Genomic DNA, 20,793 nt, shown 5'->3' with positions numbered 1-20,793 from the left:
AGCCGGACGCTCAGCCTCGCCCCCACAGCGGCATCGAGAGGCCTCCCCGGTAGCGCACCTCCGGCGCACCCGCGTCTCTGCCCGATTCTCCGAGGGCCCATCGGGGCGTTTGCCGGTCCACGGGAAGATGTCCCAAAACGTGCTTCTCGAGCGGAACCAGGTCACCGGACGCCACCCTGAACGGCTTTCCGTCGGGCGCCGGGAAAACCACCAGCGAGCCGTCTGCCGTGCCCAAGCGCTCTTCCAGCAAGGCATGGGAGACCGCCGGTCGAAGGCCGAAGCCCACGGGCACGAGGACCCCGCGCGCCACGGAGGTGAGGAGCGTGCCAAAGGGAAACCACTGAAGGCTCTCCGCCGCCACGACCAGGAGCCCCTGGGGCAGCGCAACGATCCGATAACTGGTCAGCGCGGGCTGGGGTAAGCCCACGCCGATCCGCTGCACCCAAGCCACCTGAGTCCAAGGCACCAAGGTTCCCACGGGCCCCTCACCGCGCGGGGGAACACGAACCAGTCGGAGGTGGGTCTCGAGGTCGATGGGCGCAGGGGCGGACACTGATGCCGAGGCAGGGGCGAGAGCTGCCGTAGAAGGTACCCGCACCAGGTCGTCGAGAAGACGCAGCTGCGGCACCGGTGCCACCACGCGCGGCACCCCCGGCGGCGGCGGAAAGAGAACGAAGGAAGCCTCGTCGAAGACGTTGCGACACGCGTCGAGGTGAATGGGGTGCCGATACCCGAGCGCCACCGCGACGGAGTCGGTCACGGGCACGTAGGCCGTAAGACCCGGCGTATGAGCCAGCAAGCCGGAGAGGCGAGCGGGCGGCTGTTCGATCCTGAACAACCACAAACGAGGCTCCATCAAGGCGGCCCCGGGAACGTGCGAGGCCGAAACGATACCTGCGCTGGCGCGGACCCCTGCATGATGAAGTGACTCGATCAAGGCGGGCCCGAGCCCCTGACGGATGGTGACGTACAGCGCGGGCGGCAGCCGCCGGCTGGTGAGGCTTTCGGGCCCCGTCTGCACCCTCTGCAACTCGAGGCGCAGCAGGAGCTGTCGCAAGGAGAGCTCTCCCTCGAAGACGAAGGCGCTGTCGACATCCGGCGCGTAGAGATGAACATCACCTGGCCCTGCTGCGAGCGTCTCCACGTCGTAACCAAGGGGCGAGTGGGCGTCACGCAGGGCGACGAAATGCCGCCCTGCCCCCGTGAACGCTTGCCCCGCGGCGCTACGCGCGGCCCGGGCCAAGGTGTCGGTGACGTGCGGCGATGACTGCTCGACGAAGAAGAGAACCTCGCGGGGCCCGTGCGCCGCGCGCACGAAGCGGATCTGTACCTTCGTGCCGAGCTCGTCGAAGCCGAGCTCGGCGCTTACGAAGCGCAAAAACGTGACGAGCCGGTCGAGGCTGGCGAAACGAAAGACCAGATCGCGCCCCAAGGCCACCCCCCGGGCATCGACGGTGAGGTGCGGAAGCACGAACCGCACCTGCCCAGGAGCCACACGCACGACCATGGGCTGATTCTATCAGGAACTGGCGAGCCCAGGGGCCCCCCGTCCGCCGCGTGCGTAAAACACAAGGAAACGGACCGAGATCCGATAATATACCCCCGGCAATGACGTCGATGGCCAACGCAGGAACGAATGAGGGTGCCCCGGCCCAGCGGGGAACCGTGGTCGCCGGACGCTTCGCCCTCGAAGAGGCTTTGGCGGGCGCCCCCGGGCTCGGCATTTACCGAGCCCGCGACGCGCAGACGAATACGCTGTGTACGTTGGTTTTGACCTCGCTTGAACGCTTGGGCATGCGCACCTCGGTGCTGACGGCGGATCTCGACCGGGTCTCGCGGGTGCCTCACAAGAACCTGGCACGCCTGCACGCCTTCGGTGAAGACGCGGGTTGGTTCTACGTGGCCAGCGAGCACCCGGACGGCCATCCCCTACGCCGTGCCATCGCCGCTCACCTGCAACAGGGGCAACCGGTGGGGGCCCAAACCGCGTTCACCGTGCTGGGCCACCTGGCGCACGGGCTCGCTGGTGCGTACGCAGCCGTGGCCCACGGCGCGCTTGCTCCCGATACGGTGACCGTGGGACGGGATGGCCGTGTGGTCATCGAGCATCTGGGTTTGTTCCAGGCGTTGCCGGAGATCGCCTGGGTGGGCCTGGCCGCGGAAAGTCCAAGCCCCTACGTGGCGCCCGAGCTGGCGCGCGGGGGCCCACCCACCGCGGCTGCCGACGTCTACTCGATGGGCGCCATGCTCTACGAAATGCTGACGGGGGCCCCACCTGCCACGCCCTTACGGATGCCTTCCCACGTGGTCCCGGGCCTGCCCGCGCTGGTCGACGCCGTCGTGGCCAAGGCGCTCGCGTCCAGTCCCATGGGGCGGCAGGGCTCACCTCAGATGTTGGTCAACGAGTTGGGTGCGGCCCTGGGCTTTGCCTCGGGCGGCTCGCCGGTCGCCCCTGCTGAACGCGCACCCGCGGCCCTGGCCTTGCCCCGGGTGACGGGCCGGACCTTCAACGTGGCAGAAGCGGCGGGCCTCGATGTGGATGCGGAGCGCTGGCTCGTCCAAAAGGGCAGGCTCGATTTTGGTCCGTTCACGATGAACCAGCTTCGGGCCGAACTGGCCAAGGGCGCGTTCGGACCGAACGACCTACTCACCGACACGGAAAGTGGCGAGCAGGTCCGGATCCAAGAACACCCCCAGCTCGGAGATTTCGCGCGGCAAGCACAACGTTCGCTAGAACACGCGCGCCGCGCGGAAGCGGATCAATCGCTCGCGCATCAAGAGAAAAACAAATCCCGCGCCACTTTGGTGGTGGTCGGCGCCGCCGCCGCCGTGGTTCTTGCGGGGCTGGCGTTTTACGTGGTGAACCGTCAAAACCAGCAAGAAGGCACCCTCGCCAGCCGCGCGGAAGAGGAAGACATCAACGCCTTCCTGAAAAACGTGAAGATCGAGTTCACCCAGCCGCAGCGCGCTCGGTCGGCACGGCGAGCGGGAGGAGGGGCCGGCAGGGCGGGCGACGAGTTCAACAGCGGCATGGTGCTGGGGGACGCGAGTAAGGGCGGCGGCGACGCGGTCTTGGACGATGGCACCATCCAGAAGGTCATGATGGGCAATTACCGAAAGCTCGTGCCTTGCATCATGGAGGCCCGGCGCTCGAGCCCGGGCCTGTCGAGCATCGACCTCGAGTTCGTGGTGAGAGGCTCGGGCGATGTGTCGGCCGTCAAAGTGAACGGGGAACAGAAGGGTGCGCTGCCCAGCTGCGTGTTGGGCCGCATGAAGACCTTCGGCTTTCCGAAGTTTGACGGCGCCAAGACGATCGCCAGCTGGTCGATGGCGCTACGCTGAGCCCCGGCCTGAGCGGCCTCCCCCAGATACGTCTCAGTCGCGCGTGACCGTGTTCGCCAAGATTCCCAGCGAGGCGATCTCGACCTCCATGCGATCCCCGGGACGAAGGTAAACGGGAGGCCTTCGCGCAAAGCCCACCCCGGGCGGTGTTCCCGTGGCGATGACGTCACCCGGCTCGAGGGTCATGCTTGCCGACAAGTGCGCGATGATCTCGGGTATTCCGAACACGAGCTGGTCGGTGTTGGAGTTTTGCATGGTCTCGCCATTGAGTCTGAACTTGATGGGGAGGGCGTGCGGGTCTTCGACCTCGGCGGCCGTGGCCACGAACGGGCCCATGGGGGCGAAGGTGTCAGCGGCTTTGGCCCTCACCCACTGCCCATCGGCGAACTGAAAATCGCGGGCACTCACGTCGTTGAAGCAGGTGTAGCCGAAGACGTGATGAAGGGCCTCGGAGGGAGGAACCCGCTTCGCGCGCCGGCCAATCACGACCGCCAGCTCAGCTTCGTAGTCAGCCTTCTCACAACCAAAAGGAATCACGACCTCGCTTTCAGGGCCGGTGACGGAGGTTCCGAACTTCGCGAACATCACAGGCGCCCGCGGCACGTCCATCTTCGCCTCGGCAGCGTGATCCCGGTAATTGAGCCCGATGCACATCAGCTTGCCCGGACGGGCCACCGGGGCCAACAGCCGAACGGTGGGCAGAGGCAGGATGTCGTCGGGCTCCACCTGGGAGAACGGGCCCCACGACGCCGCACGCCACGCCTCGAAAGACGTTGCGAGCAGCGTGCCGAGGGGGCCGTCCAGATCCCACCAGCCCAGATCGTCGCCGGGCGTGTGGCGCCCCTGCGCGGCCGCCAGCGCGCTCACGTCCAGAACGTGATCTCCCAGCCCGGCGAGCAGCCCGATGCAGGGCATGTGAGCTCCGGAGGGTCTGAGGAATCGGACGACGCGCACGGAAGCACCGGCCCTAGCGGAAAAAGCCCGCTGCCGGACGCACTTTGCTGCCCTCGTCGCTGCCCAGCTTGAAGCCCACGACGTCTTCGTAGGCGAAAAAGAACCGCTCGCCCTTTCGGTTCTCGAGCACGACGAACGTTTCAGGAAGGCCGATCCGGTGAACCTTGCCCACGGTGAGCAAATCGGCCGAAGATCGGATGAAGCAGTCGATTTCGCGCCCCTCGGGCAACTCGAAGCCCTTGTTGCTGCCCTTGAAGCCTTCGGTCTCGAGAATGGCGACGATGGTGTCCTTGGTCATGAGGTGCACCAGTTTACCCGATGCCGGACCCCGGGGAAGGTACCGTCTCGATCGATTCGCGCCCGGGCGCACCAGGCGCGCCGCGTGGACGGAAGAGCCGCTCCACGCCAGCCCTCGTGCACCCGAGAAAAGGGTTGCCTTCCCCTTCCGTTCTGCGTCAATAGGGCATGCTCAGCCCCGAAGTGGCCCCTGTCCCCGCCGCCCCGCAGCCGCCCGCGGCGGCAGCGGCCCGCACCCGGAAGCTCACGGGTGCCAAGCCTCGCTACGCCTCGTTCGCGGCCCGGCTGAGGGCGCTGCTGCGAGGCAACGGTTCGGGACGGCGACACGCCCTGTGGGGCGAGGACGGCGAGCGCCACTTTCGGGGCCCGGTCAGTTGGTTGCTGGGGCGAGACTTGCTCACGTACATGAAGTCGATCTCGCTCTACAGCTCGAACGGCAACGAGCTCGATCATCGAGACTGGATGCCGGCCAGCGTGATCGACTTGTCGGCGGAACTCGAGCCCCGCGCCTCGCAGAGTCCAGAGTCCGAAGCCTTTTGGTTCGATTACCTGGCTGATTCGGGCGACGGCCAGATGGCCATGTACAGCCTCGCCTATCTTCTGCTGGGCGACCTTTTCCGCGAGGGCAAAGACCTCTCGCTGGGCGCTTCGGAGGGCGCGGAGCGCCTGTGCCGAGGGCGCTTCCTTTTCACGGGCGGAGATACGGCCTATCACGTGGCAGACCGAGCCACCGTGGCCGAACGCTTCGCCGCACCGTTCGACTGGGCCCTTGCCGACCGGGAGAGGGAGGGCACGTTGGCGGTGGATGGACGCCCTCGCTACCTCTTCGCGATCCCCGGCAACCACGACTACTACGACGCGCTCCTCGGCTTCAATCATCTGATCCGCGCCAACGGATCGGAATTCGACACCCGGCCGCTGGTGGCGGACTTCGAGCGCAAGCAGGATGCCAGCTATGCCGTGATGAAGTTGCCCTTCGGGTGGTGGTTTTGGGGATTGGACACCCAGAACGGCCGCATCGATTGGCGCCAAAAGCGCTTCGTGCTCGACCTGTGCGCCAAGACGCGTCCCAAGCGCCTGATCGTGGCCACCCCCGAGCCCACCACGGTCTTCGAGCGGGTGAACCGTCAGGCCACCGCCCCCTTCGCGGCCCTCGGCCTCGAGCGGCCCTTTCTCGACGACGGCCACGTCCCCGAACCCGACAGCATTCACCTCGACATCGCCGGAGACGTTCACCACTACGCGCGACACGACGTGCCCGACGTCCCGAACTACGCCTCGGTGGTCTCGGGGGGAGGCGGTGCGTTCTTGCATCCCACACACACGCGCCTTGCCTCGAGGGCAACGGCAAGCGACACCGCATCCCCGGGGCGTTCCTGGCCACGTCCGGCGCAGGTGATTTACCCGAGCGCAGCCGAGTCGTGCCGCCGGACGAACCTGCGCTTGCTTTGCCCCTGGCGCATCTTCCGGGGCGGCTACGTTTGGCTGATCGGCGCCGTCTGCGCCGCGATCATCTATTTCGGCGCGGCCGTGGCGCCTCACACACGCGGCCTCTCGACGGCGCTCGGGGAGGGCTTGTCCAGGCTGGGTACCGAAGCCCCAGCCTGGCTTGGCGCTCCCCGGCGCGATCTGTCGGTGTTCCGGCAGCTAGCCCCCGCGGTGGTACCGCCCTCGCCCTTCGCTTCCGAGGAGGCGCAGGTGTCCCAGCCGAGCGGCACCGCCCTTCCGGCTGAACTTCCCGCCGCCGTCGTCCTCATCGCAGGCCTCGGGGGGGTGTTTGCCCTGTCCCGCACCCCGCGCCGGCTCGCCCGCTTCGAGGTCGTGAAGCTCAGACGCTACGGCCCACCCGGGCTTTGTCTGTTGGCGAGTTTGGTCGTGCTGGCCCTGCTCTACCGCTTTTTGGGCGGTGTTCACGAGGACCCCAAGAGGTACGGCTTCCCGAACAGCGTGATGTTGCTGTGCTTCGCCCTGCCCTTGCCCGCGGCGTGGTTTTGGGTCTCGGGTTACGTGGCGATGCTCCCGAAGCAAGCCAAATACCGGGCCGTGACCTGGGTCGATTATTGGCCAGTGTGGATCGCGATGGGCACAGGCCTTCTTTCGGCGGCGTTCGGCCTCACGAACTACGGCGTTCACGCCATCGCCCAGACCCTCGCGGACATCATGTTCCTGTTGACGGTCCTGTTCCTGGGTATCGGCCCCGCGGGCTTGGGGTTCTTCCAAGCCGGCGCCGGGCGCCGCTGGCCCGCCTGCGTGGGCTTTGGCGCGCTCGGGCTTTTTCTCGGAGCGCTTCAGTTGACGATTCCCTTGTTGCTGGCGCTCGACGGCTCGCTCTGGCGGACGGCCGGCGTGCTGGCTTTCGCCCTCCTGGCGACAGGAGCGGCTGCGGCATGGTTCGTGACCCTTGGCCGGGACAAGCACCTCTTTGCGCTGTGGTTGCTGGCCGGAGCGCTGGTGGCTTGGGGCACGATCCGCAGCCCCGCCGCGTACGAGGTGTCTTTCCTCCGCCTCGGCATCGCCTTCGTGACAGGCGGGATGTTCACCTGCATTTGGTTCGGCTGGTATCTCGCGTCCACACTGGCCTTCGGTGGTCACAACAACGAGGCCGGAGGAGCCGCGCACCTCGACCGCTTTCGCCACTTCATCCGCTTCAAGCTGGAGCCCGACCGGTTGACCGGGTACGTGATCGGGCTCGAGCGGCCGAGCACGGATGGCCAGCAGCTGCGCCCCCACCTGGTCGATGTGTTTCAGCTCACGCCCGGCCGGGCGGACCCACGCCCCGAGAGCCCCCACAGCACCGGGGCCTAGGTCCTGCTCTTTTCCAGGGCCGGGTCCTGCGGTATGGATGGGAAATGACCGTTCGTCGCCTGCCCCTCGTGTTGGTGGCCCTCGCTTGTGTGGCCTCGTGGACTGCGCGCACCGCCAGCGCGGCCCCTCTGCCTCCCAACACGTTGAGTCCCGAGGAAAAACGAGCAGGCTTCGTCCTGCTCTTCGACGGCAAGACCACGGACGGGTGGCGAGGTTTCAACCGGACGGAGATGCCGAAGAACGGCTGGAAGGTGGTTGACGGCACACTTGCCTACGAGCCCGTTGGCCCCGACAGCGACAAGCCGGGAGACATCGTGACCGAGGCCGAGTTCGACAACTTCGAGCTCCGCCTCGAGTGGAAGCTGAGCCCGGGAGGCAACAGCGGGGTCAAGTACCTGGTCAACGAAGCCCGCGTGTCGTCAGGCCACAACGGACTCGCCTTCGAGATGCAGATACTCGACGACGACAAGCATCCCGACGCGAAGAAGGGCATTGCCGGCAACCGTACCGCGGGCGCGCTCTACGACCTCATCCCGCCGAGCAAAGCCATGGCCAAGCCCATAGGGGAGTGGAACGACGCGCGCTTGGTGGTCAAGGGCAGCCACGTGGAGCACTGGCTCAATGGGCACAAGGTCGTGGAGTACGATCGCGACAGCCAAATGATGCGCGCGCTGATCAACACCAGCAAGTACAAGGACATCGAGGGCTTCGGCACTGACGCCCGCGGGCGCTTGCTGCTGCAGGACCACGGAGACGCCGTTTGGTACCGGAACGTACGTGTGCGTAAGCTCGCGGCTCCCCGTACGAAAGCGGCGGCAGCTGGACCGATGCCGGCGAAGACATCGAACCGGGATTGAGCGAGAGGAGCAGGCTGGTACCTGCTGTGACTCGTATGACTCGTGGAGCTCGGCATCGCTCCCGCTGACGTCGAGCGTGTCGAGGCCTCGTCAACCGAGCCCAAAAACGGACATTTTCGTCCGGACATGGTCGCTTTCGCGTGTTGGTTTCGACCTACGGAAGGGCCTGAGGGCCCTGGGACTCTGGGTGTTTCCCTGCCTTTCGCGGGGACAAGAACGTGCCTGGGAGGGTACGCACACGCCTTGCCGCTTTCCGGCATGAGGGTTGCAGTTCTGTTTCGGCGTGAGCTCCGGGCTTCGTGCCGAGCGTTTGCGTTTTTTCGCAACCGCACGGGAGCCGCCGCCGAAAACCCAACACAGGACCGCCGAACTGCCGGCATGCCACGCGAAAGCGCCAAGCCGGTTCTGAACGAAAGGACACCCTCATGACCGTTGCCGTAATTCCCGCCGGTGGAACCGAACCCGTCGCGCGATTCGATGACATGGACACCGCACTTGCCTGGGGCTTGCAGCGCTACAAGGGCAAGCCTTTCGTCGTCCGGGTCTTCACCGAGGACGACGCGCCCCCGGCGGAGCCCGAGTCAGCCCCCGTGGCCAAGCGCCGACGGCCGGCGACGAAGGCCATCACGAGTGTGCTGCGCGCCGTCGATCAGGAATTCCTGCGGGCGCGTGAGGGCATGCAGGACGAAGCCGGGCTTCCGCGGAAAGCCGCCGCTCAGTAGAGCTGAGGTTCGGGCGGCGCGTGTCGATCTACCCTGAGCCCACGTGGGGAGAGTCGCATTCCTCGAGCGGTTTACTAGACTTCCTTCGTGTTCCGCATCTACGTCGACGTCGCCAAGAAGGCCTCGAAGTACGCCTTACGCGCCTGGCCGGTGGCGTTCTCCGTTCTGCTTTACGGCGCCCTTTGGTTGCTAGGTGCCCGCTTTCTCGGGGGCAGCCTCGTGGGAGGGTTCCTGCTGGGCTTCCTGGCCGCGGCGTGCTTTTCGAGCTACCTCACTCTGCTCGATGGTGCCGTGGCCGGGAAGAAGGCGGCCTGGGCCGACCTCACGCGGGGCTTTGGCGCGAAGTTTTGGGACGTGATCAGCGTCATGTTCGCGCTGTGGCTGCTCAGCTTGGTGACGGGTATCCTGACGGGCTCGGCAGGCCCCCGCGCCGATGCCATCGGTGCCATGGTTGGCTTGTGCATTGCCCTCTTTTTCAATGCGGTTCCCGAGTTCTTGTATCTGGGCAGCAGCCGATCCTTTGCGCTCTTGATGGACTCGGCTCGATTCATGACCCGCAACTGGATGGCTTGGTTTTTCCCCAACGTCATTTTTGCCCTGCTGCTCTTGCTCCCGCTAGGGCTCGTGAGGGTGCAGCATCCGGGCGACGCCGTGTTGCTCTTTTCCCGCGTGTTCTCGCTCGACGGCCCGGTGACCCTGTTTGTCACGACGCCCTGGGTATTCAAGCCGGTGCTGCTCCTGTTCCTCCATTTCGTGATGGTGTACCGAGGCCTGCTGTTCAACGAGCTGGTTCACAGCAACCCGCGGCTACGCGCGTTCAGAGCGGCACAGCGGTAGGCGCAAGCGACTCCTCACTTCCCCTTGTGACGAGAGGCGCGGCGGTGCTACCAAGAGTGTGGGCCGCGTCGGCGCAGCCCGCCGCTTCGTGGCCCGCATGACCGTGAAGAGCAAAGATCCCGTCAAAGCTCGCAAGGCCGCCCTGCATCCGAAACGCCCTGGCCGTGAGTGTGAGGCGGAGCCGGGCGCCTGGCAGCCCGTGGTCAACCGAAACCGTTGCGAAGGGAAGGCCGACTGTGCCGCCGTTTGCCCCTACGACGTCTTCGAGGTGCGAGCGATCTCCGACGAGGAGTACAAGTCCTTGTCGTTCGTCGCGCGCGTGAAGCTGCGGGTTCACGGCAAACGCGCAGCGTATACGCCGCGGGCCGACCAATGCCGGGCCTGCGGGCTGTGCGTCGTGGCCTGTCCCGAAAAGGCCATTAGCTTGCGCCCCTCGAACTGAACCAAGCGCCGGCAACCCCACACACGTTGGTCTCTGAAAAGTCGCCACTCACGGGACCCGTCCGCCTCGCGGCGCACCGAAGGCACGCGAGGAGCAGAGAGAATTGGCCCGTAATCCTCCTGCGAACAAGATGCGACCCCAGCGGGATTCGAACCCGCGTTCTTGCCTTGAAAGGGCAATGTCCTGGGCCGTCTAGACGATGGGGTCTCAGGACGTTGAGTTATTCGGTTTTCAGACGTTCGAGGCTCGTGAGCCCAGCAGGGATCGAACCTGCGACCTACGGATTAAAAGTCCGCAGCTCTACCAGCTGAGCTATGGGCTCGGAAGGGGTGGTTTTGTACCACGGGTGTTCCGTGTGTCAAAGGGGTCAGGTGAAGGGATTGTTTGATTTTTCCCGCGCTCCCAAGGGCCACCCCTGTGGCTCGGACGCGGCCACGGGCCGCCGCGCGTGTGCACGAGGGCACCGTGAGCGGGAGGGCCATGCTTTTAGAGTTCCACCGAGCCGTCGCTGGCCAGGCCCTGCCCCGCCGTCTCTCGCTCGAGGATGTCGAGAGCGCGCGCTGCCGCCGCTTGTTGTGCGGATTTTTTCGAGCGGCCGCTGGCCCGCGCGAACTCTCTGCCCCCGATCTGCACGGCCACCTCGAACATCGTGTCGTGCTCGGGGCCTGACTGCCCCACGACCGTGTAGCTCGGCGCCACCTTCATCGCCGCCTGAGACAATTCTTGCAGCCTGGATTTGTAGTCTCGCCCCGCGACCTTCTGGGCCTCGAGGATGCGCTCGCCGAAGAGGCCGTCCACCGTGGCATGGGCGGCGGGAAAGCCCGCGTCCACGAACACGGCGCCGATCAGGGCCTCGAGCGCATCGGCGAGAATGGAGGGCTTCGACCGGCCCCCCGCCTGCTCCTCCCCCCGCCCCAGGAACACCCACTGTCCCAGGCTGAGCGCCTCGGCCACCCGGGTGAGTCCCGCTTCGTTCACGACGGCGGCCCGCGTCTTCGACAACTCACCTTCGGAGCTATCGGGGTGACGCTTCATGAGAAGGTCGCTGACGACCAGCGCCAACACGGCGTCTCCCAGAAATTCCAGTCGCTCGTTGTGCGCCCGACGCGCCTCTTGATTCTCGTTCACCCATGATTTGTGGGTGAGCGCTTGCTCGCAAAGGGCCGGATTGCGGAACCGGTGCTGAAGCTGCTGCTCCAACGCGCTATAGGCCGACGCGTCGTGATCGGACATTGAAACCGTAAGGAGTATACCTACTTTCAGATCCTGCAAAGCCCTGCAAGCCAGAAGGGGCGCTTCAATCGCCGGCGCTGGGCCTCGGAGGCGCGCCAGGGTCACCTGCGCGCCCATCCCCCCGTGAGGGCCGCCACGGGTTTCCTTCCTCACGCCGGGCCTTCTCGTAGACCTCGTACGTCGCGGTGCCCAAAAGCCCCTTGACCCGCGCGCCCGCCTCTTGGCCGATCTGCCGCATTCGCTGGCGAAGCTCGCCGCGGTCCATGTCCCCGTCCCGGGCCTGCGCCACGAGATCCAAGCGTTTTTGTTGCTCCTCGTCGAGGAGCCTCACGAGCTGCCCCGCCGTGTCGCCCGAGAGGTTGAGCTTGCGGGCCAGCTCGCTGTGCGCGCGCGACTGGCGGTCCATCACGTTTTGGCGAAGCGCAACCTCCTCGTCCACGCGCTCGCGACCAATCTGAGCGCGAACGAAGGCCGTGAGCTGCGCGCGCGCTTCGGCGTTCGCAAACTCGGGGGGCAGCGGGAGCTCTTCATCCGAGGCGGCAGCCACGTTGCCAAGGCCCCCTGCCCTCTGCGCCGCAGCCCCGAGGGCGGCCATCGCCGGAGCGAAGGCAGGGGGCGGGGTGCGGGGCTGGCTCTGCCATCCCGAGGCAGGGGCGAGCCCGTCGAGCGCCTCGTCGCCGTGGGCGAACAGATCGCCGTGCGCCGCTTCGGAAAGCGACGCCCACCGGCGCTCGAGCAGATCGAGCCGGCTGCGGGCGCGGAACAGCGCCACCGACTGCAGGGCCACGGCCACGAGGAGCACGCCGCCCACGAAGAGCGCAAGAAGTCTCATGAGGGCCCTGAGACTATCTCAGCGCAGCGCCAAACCGAAGGGGTCCTGGGGTCCCGAGCCCGCCGCGCTGGGCGCCCGTGCTTCCAGCGGCCAAAGGTCGATGGTGGGATCCAGGGCCAGCGCCGAGAGGAAGTACTTTCGCGCTCCGTCGAGGTCAGCGCAGGCGAGGCACACCCGCCCCAGCTCGACGAGCGCCACGGCGTGACAGGGCGATACCGCCAGCAGCTGCCGAAGCTGCCGCGCGGCGGGCTCGAAGTGGCGGGCGCGGAAGGAGGACTCGGCCGCGGCGAGCAAACGAGCCACCTCTGCTTGCCGAGCACCGGCCACAGTGGGAGGCGCGTGCACGGACCGCTGCAACAGCGCCGACAGCTCGGTGACAGCCGCGGCATAGTCGCGTTCGATCTCGGCATCCTGGCCTTCTTCTTCGGCCCGACCCGCGTAGGTCTCGAAGAGGGTCGCCAGGTGATTCAAGGTGCGAATGAGGGTCCGCGACGGAAGTGGCAAGCGCGCGTCGCGAAGCACCGAGAGCCTGGCCTCACATTCATCCCGAAAGCATACCCGGGCGCCGCACTGGTTCGCTGGACGGGGCGAGTCTTCGTCGATGATCACCAGCGGTTCGTGTACGTATCCGAAATCGCCGGTGACGAGAAGCTGCAGGCCGAGCTCCGTCGCGGCGCCACGCTGAAGGTCGCTGCGGTAACGAAGCCCACGGACCTCCAGGGTATGGCGACGCATCAGCTGACCACTCGGCGGTCCGAGAAGGTTGGTCGTCGTGAGCGCTTGAACCAGCGCGCCGGGCCCCGTCATCGTACGCGAAGCCGAAAACGCGGGGGCCTCTACCCTCCGCCCCTCCCGAAGCAGCGACACACCCGTGCGCACGAGGCTGAGGTCCCGATCGCTCTCGAGCGCCTCGACGGACGCACCCATGAACCCCGGCGCCAGGACATCAGGTGCCTCGAGCAGCTTCGTATATGCACCGAACGCGAGGTCCAGACAGACGTTCCACAGCGAGCTGCGCCCCGTGCCGTGGCCTCGATGATAAACGACCGCGTTGTCGTGCGCGTCGACGAAACGCCTCGCCACGGCGTGGCTTTGGTCGGTCGAAGCGTTGTCGACGATCAGGATCGCGAAGTCGCGCCAGGTCTGTGCGGCCAAGGAAGACAAAGCGCGAGGGAGCACCGGCGCCTCGTTCCACACAGGCAAAAGGACGGTGGCGGCGAGGGGCAAGGCCCTCAACGTCTCGTGGCGTCCCGCGGGATAAGCAAGCAAGCTCTCGCCCGCGATCTCCACGATCTCGGATGAGGCTGCACAGGCCTCTGGACGGAAGACATCCCCTTCGCTCATGAGTTCGCGGGACGAGCCCGTCTGTGTCCTATCGAACGCTTGCTCCCGGAACTTGACGACGCGCGCGGGTCGTCCGGCTGGAAGTCAGGCGCGAGGCGGGGCGCTCGCGTGCTGCCGCTGGGCTGCGGACAGCTTGTCGCGCACAGCTCCCGAAAGCTGGGGATCTACCGAAAGCGCGGCCTGGTAAAAGGCGACCGCGTCCTCGAGCCGCCCGGTAACGGTCGCGATGTCGCCCGCCAACACGAGCGCCTCTGCGTCGCGCGGGTTGCCCACGAGCACGGGCTCGAGCGCACGGGCGGCCTCGCCAGGCCGGCCTCGGGCGATCTGGATCGCCACGTTGTTACGCTGAACACCGAGATTCCTTGGGTCCAACTTCAGCGCACGGCCAATGGCTTCGTTCGCCTCTTCGTACCGCCCCTTGGCGTGATAGAGCACCGCCAAATCGTTGTGGGCGTCGACCAGCTCGGGAAGCTCCTTCACGAGCGCCTCGATCTGAGCGAGCGCTTCGTCGATGCGCCCCTGCTCTGCCAGCGCCTCGATCGGGGCCAATCGCTCCTTGGGTGTCATCGCGGTAGCCTGCATTGTTTCCTCGTTTCGCTCGTTGCCGTCGTCTCGCACCGTCGGTCGGATCTCCCTGAAGCAACCCCGGGGCCACCGCCTGATCCTCCGCCCTGGTGGGACTCAAGTCGTTGGAATCGCCAGGAAACTTGAGCGGGAGCGGACGGGCGCCCAGCAAAGGCGGCGTCAAGGATCTGACGAAGCGCCCTGCCCTTCGCGCGCGAACCTGGCGCGCGCCCGATTGCTGACGCGCTTGCCGCTTTCAAACGAAGGATCGGCGAGGGGCACCAGGAATCGACGACACCCGAACCCTTCGCTCGCCCTTGGCCACCCGAAGCGCCTGTCCGGCCTTCGCCAACAAAGTACGAGGGGTATTCGTGTCGGGCGCGCAGGCGGCGCAGCCGAAGGTTGCGGTGATGGTCACGGCCCGTCCGACGCCGACCTCGAAGGCTGTCTCGCCGATCTGGCGGCGCAAACGCTCGGCCACGAGATCGGCCCCTGCCAGCGGCGTCTCGACGAGAAAGAGAACGAACGCAGCCCCCTCGAAACGTGCGGCGACGTCGCGTCCCCGCAGCCGCATCTTGAACCAGTGACCCAACACCTTCAACAGCCTGTCTCCGACTGCCCGCCCCAGTTGGGTGTTCACCCGCACGAACCCGTCAATGTCGACCACGGCCACACTCAAGGGTTTGCCTGCGCGGGACGCTTCGTCGCAAAGCAAGCCCAACGCCTGTTCCAAGCGGGGCTCCTCGAAGTGATTGAGGACGTGCATGCGCAGCTCGTCTCCGAGAGGATCGTCGGGATCTCGCGCGGACTCCGACGCCTTGTGCGCGGCCGCAACGGGGTCGAAGGTATCAATCTCCCCCGGGCCCAATCCCACCTTGATCCGTTCGAGTGTGGCTGCGATCTGGTCTTTGCTGCCCACGGCGACATCGAACAGCGAAGCGGCCTCTTGCAGCGCTTCGGCCATGTTCGCGAACACCTCCTCGAGGCCATGGGCGTCCATGCTCAAGATCTCGTTCACCAGACCAGCCAGCGCCCGGGCTGCAAGAGCCGCGTCACTCGAGAGCCACACGTCGGCCGTGGGTCCGCTCAAGGACATCACCCGCGCGAGCTTCTCCTCGCCCTTGCGTGGGCGCGGAGCTTCGAGCGGATGCGTTTGCGCGGCCATCGCCTGGATGTCTTCTGGCAAGCGCCAACGGCGTAGCAGCCAACGCGATACGGTCGCGTGGTTGTCGCCGTACTGCGCCTTCTCCTTTTCGAGCAGGGCGTCGTGAGGCCCGCTGTGCGAAGCCAGGAACTCGCCGTAGGTGGGCTCGACCTGGGCCAGCGCCAACATGCCGATGTCCTGGGTCAGGGCCGCCAAAAAGGGCTCTTCGACCCTCGTGATCCTCAGCACCTTGGCCAGCTCGCGAGCGGCAACGGCAGACACCAAAGAGCGCTTCCAGTAGCTGGTGTAGTCGAAGCCTGGCTTTTCGGCGTCGCGCACGTCCTTGACCAGCGCGAACGAAAGGGCCACGTTCCGCACCGACTTCGCACCCAGAAACATGAGGGCCTGCTGAATCGACGTGACCTCCCGCCGGATGCCGAACGACGCCGAGTTGACGAGCCGCAGCACCTTGGAGGCCAGCACGGGGTCGCTGCTGACCGCCCGGACCATATCGTGCATGTCGAAGTTCGAGCGCTCACACAGCCGCACGACGTGCAGCGCGACAGCCGGAAGTGCCGGTAGGGTGCGACACCTCTCGAGTCTATCTTGAAGGACCGGATTCAGCACGTTGCCCCATCACGAACCATCGTCGGGTCGCAGAGTTTCCCGTAGGCGCCTCATGGCGTCGGCGTGCAATTGGCAGACCCGCGGCTCGCTCACGTCGAAGATGTGCGCGATCTCGCGGTAGGAGAGCCCCTCGACATAGTGCAGGGAGACCAGGATCTGGAGCCGTTCGGGCAGAGCTTCCACCGCCCGGGCGAGGCGCGCCAAAAGCTTGCCCCTGTCGAGATCGTCATCCACGCCGCTTTCGAAGGTTAACGTGGCCAAAACGCTCTCGAGCGGCACCTGCGGCGAACGCAACGCCTCGAGCCCCCCAAGGTCTTCGAGGTCCATCTCGAGCGACGCAGCCACTTCCTCCTGTGTGGCTTCACGGCCGAACTCCTCGGACAACGATTTACGCGTCTTTTCGACCTCGTCCGTGCGCGCCCGAAGTCGGCGTGGCAGGTGGTCGAGCTTGCGGAGTTCGTCGAGCATGGCGCCCCGGATACGATGACCGGCGAAGGTCTCGAACGAGGCCCCTTTGTCTGCCTCGAAGCGAGACTTTGCCTCGATGAGACCCACGGCACCCGCCGACCAGAGATCGTCGTAGACGCTATGCAGGCCGGTGCGGAAGCAAATGCGCCTCGCAATGCGATCGATCAAGGTGCCGTAGCGCTTGAGCAGGTCGTCGGCGCTGCCCTCGCGGTTCGCCGCATATGTGGCCAAGGCCCTGTGCATCGCGGCGATCTGTCATCCGGCAACGGCCTGTGACTCGCGCAGCAGCCGCTGCCACATGAACTTGAGGCCGCTTTCCAGGTTCGCCTCCCCTTCCACGTCGAAGAGCCGCTCCGCCGCGCTCGCGAAGGCGCGGGCGGACGGTGCCGAAGGGAACATGTCGACCACGGCCCTTTGGTGCATGACCGCCCTGTGCACGTTCTCGTCCCGTGGCACGTAGCCGAGCAGGCGCAGCTTCGCCTTCAGGAAGCGGCTAGCCACGCCGGTCAGTTTAGGAAAAATGTCGCGAGCGGCGAGTTCGTCGACCACGGGGTTCACCAGAACCGCGAACCGGCTGACGCCCGCGTCCTGCGAGAGGACCTTCACGGCGGCATAGGCGTCCACCAAGGACGTGGGTTCGGGGCTCACCACGAGGATCGACTCCTGCGCCGCACCTGCGAAGAACATGACGTTGTCGCCGATGCCTGCGCCCGTGTCGATGAACACGACGTCGAAGCGATCCTCCAGGGAGTCGAGGCTGTTGATGAGGTGCATCTTTTCCTCGTCCGCGAGATCGGTGAGCGATTGCACCCCCGAACCCGCCGGCAACAGATGAATTCCGTGGGGCCCGGCGACGATCACGTCGTCGAGAGAGACGCCCTTGTAGAGCAGGTCGCCGATGTGATGCTTGGGCTTGATGCCAAGCAGGATCTCCACGTTGGCCAGCCCGAGATCGGCGTCGAGCACGAGCACACGCTTTCCCGCCTTGGCCGCAAGGACCGCAAGATTCGCCGTGCAGTTGGTCTTTCCGACCCCGCCCTTGCCGCTCGTGACGGCGAACACCCGCAGGGGCGCGCGCCCGAGGCGCCCCTTTGCTGCCAACTGCCTGAGCCCCTCAGCTTGATCCACGGGTCCTCCTTGCGCGTTCAAGCGCCCAAAACCATGCCGGCAATGCCCTTCGACGAGGCGGGCATGATGTCCTCGGGCACCCGTTGGCCGTTCGTCATGCAGCTCACCGGCCGCGGCAGCTGCGTGAACGCCGACACGATGCTGCCAGGACCGTCAGTCTCGTCCAGTTTGGAGAAGATGAGCGCGTCCGGCGCACACTCGGCATAGCGCTCGGCCATCGCTCCGAGTTCACGGCCACCTGTCGCGGCCGACAATACGAGGTGCGTTTCGACTTTGGGCACCGCCCGTAAAAGGCGCATCTGTGCGCGCCGCGCTTCCGCGTCAGAGCGACCCGCGGTATCGATCAAAACCAGATCGAACGCGCGGCAGTTCTCGGCAGCCTCTTCGAGGGCCTTTTCGGTGCTAGCGAGGTGGGTGGGGATGCCCATGATTTTTCCGTACCTGGCCAGCTGTTCGCTGGCTCCCAGACGGTAAGTATCGACGGTAATCAGCGCTACCTTGAGGTGCGCGTCGAGCAGGGCGCGCGCCGCGATCTTCGCGATCGTGGTGGTCTTTCCCACACCCGTCGGCCCCACCAGGGCCATGAAGCGGGGCCGCGGCACGGTGCCGATGTCGGGTTGACGCCAGGGGGCCTGGGTGCAGGCGACCCGTTTGCGAATGATGCGCGCGATTTCCTCCTGGTAGTCGCCCTTTCGCGCCCCTGAACCCAGCCGCTCCGCTTGCCGAATCATCTCGAAGGCGAGGTCTTCTTCGAGGCCGCGCCTCACGAGACGCTGGTACACAGCCGCCCGCTCGGTGGGGTTGCCGCCCTCACCCACAGGGGTGCTGGGAGGGGTCTCGCGCATGCGGTCGAGCTGTGTTTCCAGGCGCCGCGCCACCCGCAACAACTCGTCCCACCCCGTGGCGGAGCCCACGCGGTCGGTGGGGCGCGGGGCCTCGCCCACCGGGGTCGCGGGCGCGCTCACCTTGGTTGCCGTGACCTCGATCTCCCGCTTGCCGAACATGCCGCCGACCTCGCGGGTGTCCAGGATGACGGCCTCCGACCCCAGGGCTGCCTTGATCGCTGCCAGGGCCGCGCGGGTGTTGGTCGCGCGAAAGGTGCGAATCTCACCCTGTGCGTTGTCCTTGTGTGCTTGAGCGTTCACGCAGCCCTCCCAACGGCTCGGTTGCCAAGTTCGATCGTACCCACCGGCTGCACGGACGTGCCCGGTGTCAACTCTCGCGCGGTGATCACGAAGAGATCGTTGACGAAGCGAGAGCCAAACTCGAAGAGGGGTCGTCGGAGATCAGGCGACGTGATCACCACCGCCGAACGGCCCTCCGCAGCCTGCCTGGCCGCCATCTTTTCCAGTTCCGCCACGAGCCGGCGTGCCGTGTCGATATCGGGCGCCAACACGGCCTCGCCGTCACTGGCACCCAAGCTCCTGCGCAGGAGCTCCTCGCTCTCGCGGTCGAGCGTGATGGCATGCACCATGCCCATCGCGTCGGCCACCCGCCCCGTGATCTGCCGAAACAAGCGGCGACGCACCTGTTCGACGAGGAACACCGGATCTTTGCTGCGCGGGGCCGCATCGGCGACGGCCTCGAGAACACTACCGAGGTCGCGAACCGAGAGGTTTTCGCGCAACAAACCGCGCACCACCCGTACGAACTCGCCGAGCGTGACCGTGTTCGGGATGACGTCTTCGACCAGCTTCGGCGACTCCTTGCCGACGACACCGAGCAGATCCTGAACCTCTTGGCGCCCGACGAGTTCGTGGGCGTTCTTCTTGATCGCCTCCGACAGGTGGGTCGTAAGCACGGAGGCAGGATCAACGATGGTGAGCCCGGCAATCTCGGCTTGGGTGCGGCTCTCCGTGGGGATCCACACAGCGGGCAAGCCGAAGGCGGGCTCCCGGGCGGCGACACAATCGACCCCCTCGAGGTGTGGCTGCGCCCCGACAGGATCGAGGGCCATGAGCCGATCGGCATAGGCTGTCCCTTTGCCGATCTCCATGCCTCGCAGACGAATGCGATACTCGTGCGCATCCAGCCTGAGGTTGTCGCGTAGATGTACGGGGGGCAGCATCACGCCGAGGTCCGAGGCGATCTGTCGCCGCAGGGTGGTCACGCGGCCCGGCAACTCGCCCCCGCGCTCGAGATCGATGAGCGGCAACAGGGCGTGTCCAACCTCGAGCTCGAGCACGTCGATGGAAATGAGATCCTGGAGCCGGTCACCCGTGGGCTTGTCGCTCTCGACGGGCGTGGGTTTGGCGGCATCTGCGCCCTTCTTTCGGCGACGCGACAGGGCGAATCCCCCCGCCGCCAAGCCCATGAAAGGCATGAAGGGCATGCCCGGCAGGAGCGCGAAGATCGCGAGGATCACGGAGGCGAAGCCAAGCGTGCGGCTCTCGCCGAAGATCTGCTGGGCCACTTCCATGCCCAGGTGTGTGCCAGAGCCGGCCCGCGTGACCACGATGCCGGCGGCCGTGGACACCAGCAACGCGGGGATCTGGGAGACGAGACCATCTCCGATGGTGAGCACGGTGTAGGTCTCGAACGCGTCGGCAAGAGAGAGGCCATCGCGCGCCATGCCGGCCACGAGCCCGCCGATGATGTTGATGATGGTGATGACGAGGCCCGCCACCACGTCGCCGCGGACGAACTTGCTGGAGCCGTCCATGGCGCCGAAGAACTCGGCCTCGCGTTGCAGCGCTTCGCGCCGGCTGCGGGCCGCCTGCTCGGTGATGTTTCCGGCCGCGAGGTCGGCATCGATCGCCATCTGCTTTCCGGGCAGGGCATCCAACGTGAAGCGCGCCGCCACCTCTGCGATACGGCCCGAGCCTTTGGTGATCACGGCGAAGTTCACCACCATCAAGATGGTGAACACGACGGCCCCCACGATGAGGCTGCCTCCCACCGCAAAGCGACCAAAGGCCTCGATGATGCTGCCTGCCGCGGCCGCTCCCTCGCCTCCGCTGCCCAGGATGAGCCGCGTGGTGGCCACGTTGAGCCCCAAGCGAAAGAGCGTGGTGATGAGGAGGAGGCTGGGGAAGACCGTGAAGTCCAGCGGCTGCTTGAGCGCGAGCGAAATGAGAAGGATCAGGATCGAGATGCTGACGTTGAACGCCAAAAGAACGTCCATCACTGCCGGCGGCAGCGGCAAAATGAGGATCGACATGACCCCCACAACAGCCGCCGCCATCAACGCCTGGCTG

General features: G+C 66.2%; 18 protein-coding genes and 2 tRNA genes. 6 read left to right on the top strand and 14 right to left on the bottom strand.

The genetic code is table 11. The annotated features are described in order from the left end of the window. Nucleotides 1–10: 10 nt before the first annotated feature. Nucleotides 11–1,507 carry a hypothetical protein gene (locus KA712_21680; protein ID MCG5055577.1) on the bottom strand — a complete coding sequence of 499 codons (1,497 nt, stop codon included), beginning with the start codon at nt 1,505–1,507 and terminating at the stop codon, nt 11–13. A gap of 101 nt (nt 1,508–1,608) precedes the next feature. Between KA712_21680 and KA712_21675 the strand changes: the two genes are divergently transcribed. Then, complete coding sequence (locus tag KA712_21675; GenBank protein MCG5055576.1) at nt 1,609–3,342, top strand: protein kinase; 1,734 nt, start codon at nt 1,609–1,611, stop codon at nt 3,340–3,342. Between the two features lie 33 nt (nt 3,343–3,375). Here KA712_21675 and KA712_21670 read toward each other — a convergent pair whose 3' ends face one another. Continuing rightward, nucleotides 3,376–4,257 (bottom strand): fumarylacetoacetate hydrolase family protein, encoded by an 882-nt coding sequence (locus KA712_21670; GenBank protein MCG5055575.1) that lies wholly within the window; start codon nt 4,255–4,257, stop codon nt 3,376–3,378. A 52-nt stretch (nt 4,258–4,309) separates the two neighbouring features. Then, nucleotides 4,310–4,594: a hypothetical protein gene (locus tag KA712_21665; protein ID MCG5055574.1), complete on the bottom strand. Its 285-nt coding sequence runs from the start codon at nt 4,592–4,594 to the stop codon at nt 4,310–4,312. 167 nt (nt 4,595–4,761) lie between these two features. Between KA712_21665 and KA712_21660 the strand changes: the two genes are divergently transcribed. The 5 genes from KA712_21660 (at nt 4,762) to KA712_21640 (ending at nt 10,256) form a co-directional block, all read left to right on the top strand. Then, nucleotides 4,762–7,398, top strand: a complete 2,637-nt coding sequence (locus tag KA712_21660) for a hypothetical protein (GenBank protein ID MCG5055573.1) — start codon at nt 4,762–4,764, stop codon at nt 7,396–7,398. A 44-nt stretch (nt 7,399–7,442) separates the two neighbouring features. Further along, entirely contained in the window at nt 7,443–8,255 is an 813-nt protein-coding gene (locus KA712_21655) for a DUF1080 domain-containing protein (GenBank protein MCG5055572.1), read from the top strand. 425 nt (nt 8,256–8,680) lie between these two features. Further along, a complete protein-coding gene (locus KA712_21650) occupies nt 8,681–8,977 on the top strand; it encodes a hypothetical protein (protein MCG5055571.1) in 297 nt (98 codons plus the stop codon). A gap of 87 nt (nt 8,978–9,064) precedes the next feature. Then, nucleotides 9,065–9,814, top strand: coding sequence for a hypothetical protein (locus KA712_21645; GenBank protein MCG5055570.1), 750 nt, complete (start codon nt 9,065–9,067; stop codon nt 9,812–9,814). Between the two features lie 58 nt (nt 9,815–9,872). Beyond that, the gene (locus KA712_21640; GenBank protein MCG5055569.1) at nt 9,873–10,256 is read left to right on the top strand and encodes a 4Fe-4S binding protein; all 384 of its coding nucleotides are present in this window, start codon (nt 9,873–9,875) and stop codon (nt 10,254–10,256) included. A gap of 133 nt (nt 10,257–10,389) precedes the next feature. Here KA712_21640 and KA712_21635 read toward each other — a convergent pair. From KA712_21635 to flhA, 11 genes are all read right to left on the bottom strand, one after another. Beyond that, nucleotides 10,390–10,463, bottom strand: a tRNA-Glu gene (locus tag KA712_21635). Between the two features lie 42 nt (nt 10,464–10,505). After that, nucleotides 10,506–10,578, bottom strand: a tRNA-Lys gene (locus tag KA712_21630). A gap of 164 nt (nt 10,579–10,742) precedes the next feature. Beyond that, nucleotides 10,743–11,489, bottom strand: a complete 747-nt coding sequence (rnc, locus tag KA712_21625) for a ribonuclease III (GenBank protein MCG5055568.1) — start codon at nt 11,487–11,489, stop codon at nt 10,743–10,745. Nucleotides 11,490–11,553: 64 nt separating this feature from the next. Continuing rightward, complete coding sequence (locus tag KA712_21620; GenBank protein ID MCG5055567.1) at nt 11,554–12,321, bottom strand: hypothetical protein; 768 nt, start codon at nt 12,319–12,321, stop codon at nt 11,554–11,556. Between the two features lie 18 nt (nt 12,322–12,339). Continuing rightward, nucleotides 12,340–13,665 carry a glycosyltransferase family 2 protein gene (locus KA712_21615; protein MCG5055566.1) on the bottom strand — a complete coding sequence of 442 codons (1,326 nt, stop codon included), beginning with the start codon at nt 13,663–13,665 and terminating at the stop codon, nt 12,340–12,342. An 84-nt stretch (nt 13,666–13,749) separates the two neighbouring features. Next, complete coding sequence (locus KA712_21610; protein ID MCG5055565.1) at nt 13,750–14,232, bottom strand: tetratricopeptide repeat protein; 483 nt, start codon at nt 14,230–14,232, stop codon at nt 13,750–13,752. Between the two features lie 253 nt (nt 14,233–14,485). Beyond that, complete coding sequence (locus KA712_21605; GenBank protein MCG5055564.1) at nt 14,486–16,000, bottom strand: GGDEF domain-containing protein; 1,515 nt, start codon at nt 15,998–16,000, stop codon at nt 14,486–14,488. A 9-nt stretch (nt 16,001–16,009) separates the two neighbouring features. Beyond that, a complete protein-coding gene (locus KA712_21600; GenBank protein ID MCG5055563.1) occupies nt 16,010–16,711 on the bottom strand; it encodes a sigma-70 family RNA polymerase sigma factor in 702 nt (233 codons plus the stop codon). A 12-nt stretch (nt 16,712–16,723) separates the two neighbouring features. Beyond that, on the bottom strand, nt 16,724–17,617 hold the full coding sequence (locus KA712_21595) for a MinD/ParA family protein (GenBank protein ID MCG5055562.1): 894 nt from the start codon (nt 17,615–17,617) through the stop codon (nt 16,724–16,726). Next, nucleotides 17,614–18,741: a flagellar biosynthesis protein FlhF gene (locus KA712_21590; protein ID MCG5055561.1), complete on the bottom strand. Its 1,128-nt coding sequence runs from the start codon at nt 18,739–18,741 to the stop codon at nt 17,614–17,616. The genes KA712_21595 and KA712_21590 overlap by 4 nt, the downstream gene beginning before the upstream one ends. Beyond that, the gene (gene flhA / locus KA712_21585; GenBank protein ID MCG5055560.1) at nt 18,738–20,780 is read right to left on the bottom strand and encodes a flagellar biosynthesis protein FlhA; all 2,043 of its coding nucleotides are present in this window, start codon (nt 20,778–20,780) and stop codon (nt 18,738–18,740) included. The genes KA712_21590 and flhA overlap by 4 nt, the downstream gene beginning before the upstream one ends. Nucleotides 20,781–20,793: the final 13 nt, after the last annotated feature.

Source organism: Myxococcales bacterium (assembly GCA_022184915.1).
Lineage (GTDB): Bacteria > Myxococcota_A > Polyangia > Fen-1088 > Fen-1088 > JAGTJU01.
This window is presented reverse-complemented; position numbering and strand designations above follow the sequence as displayed.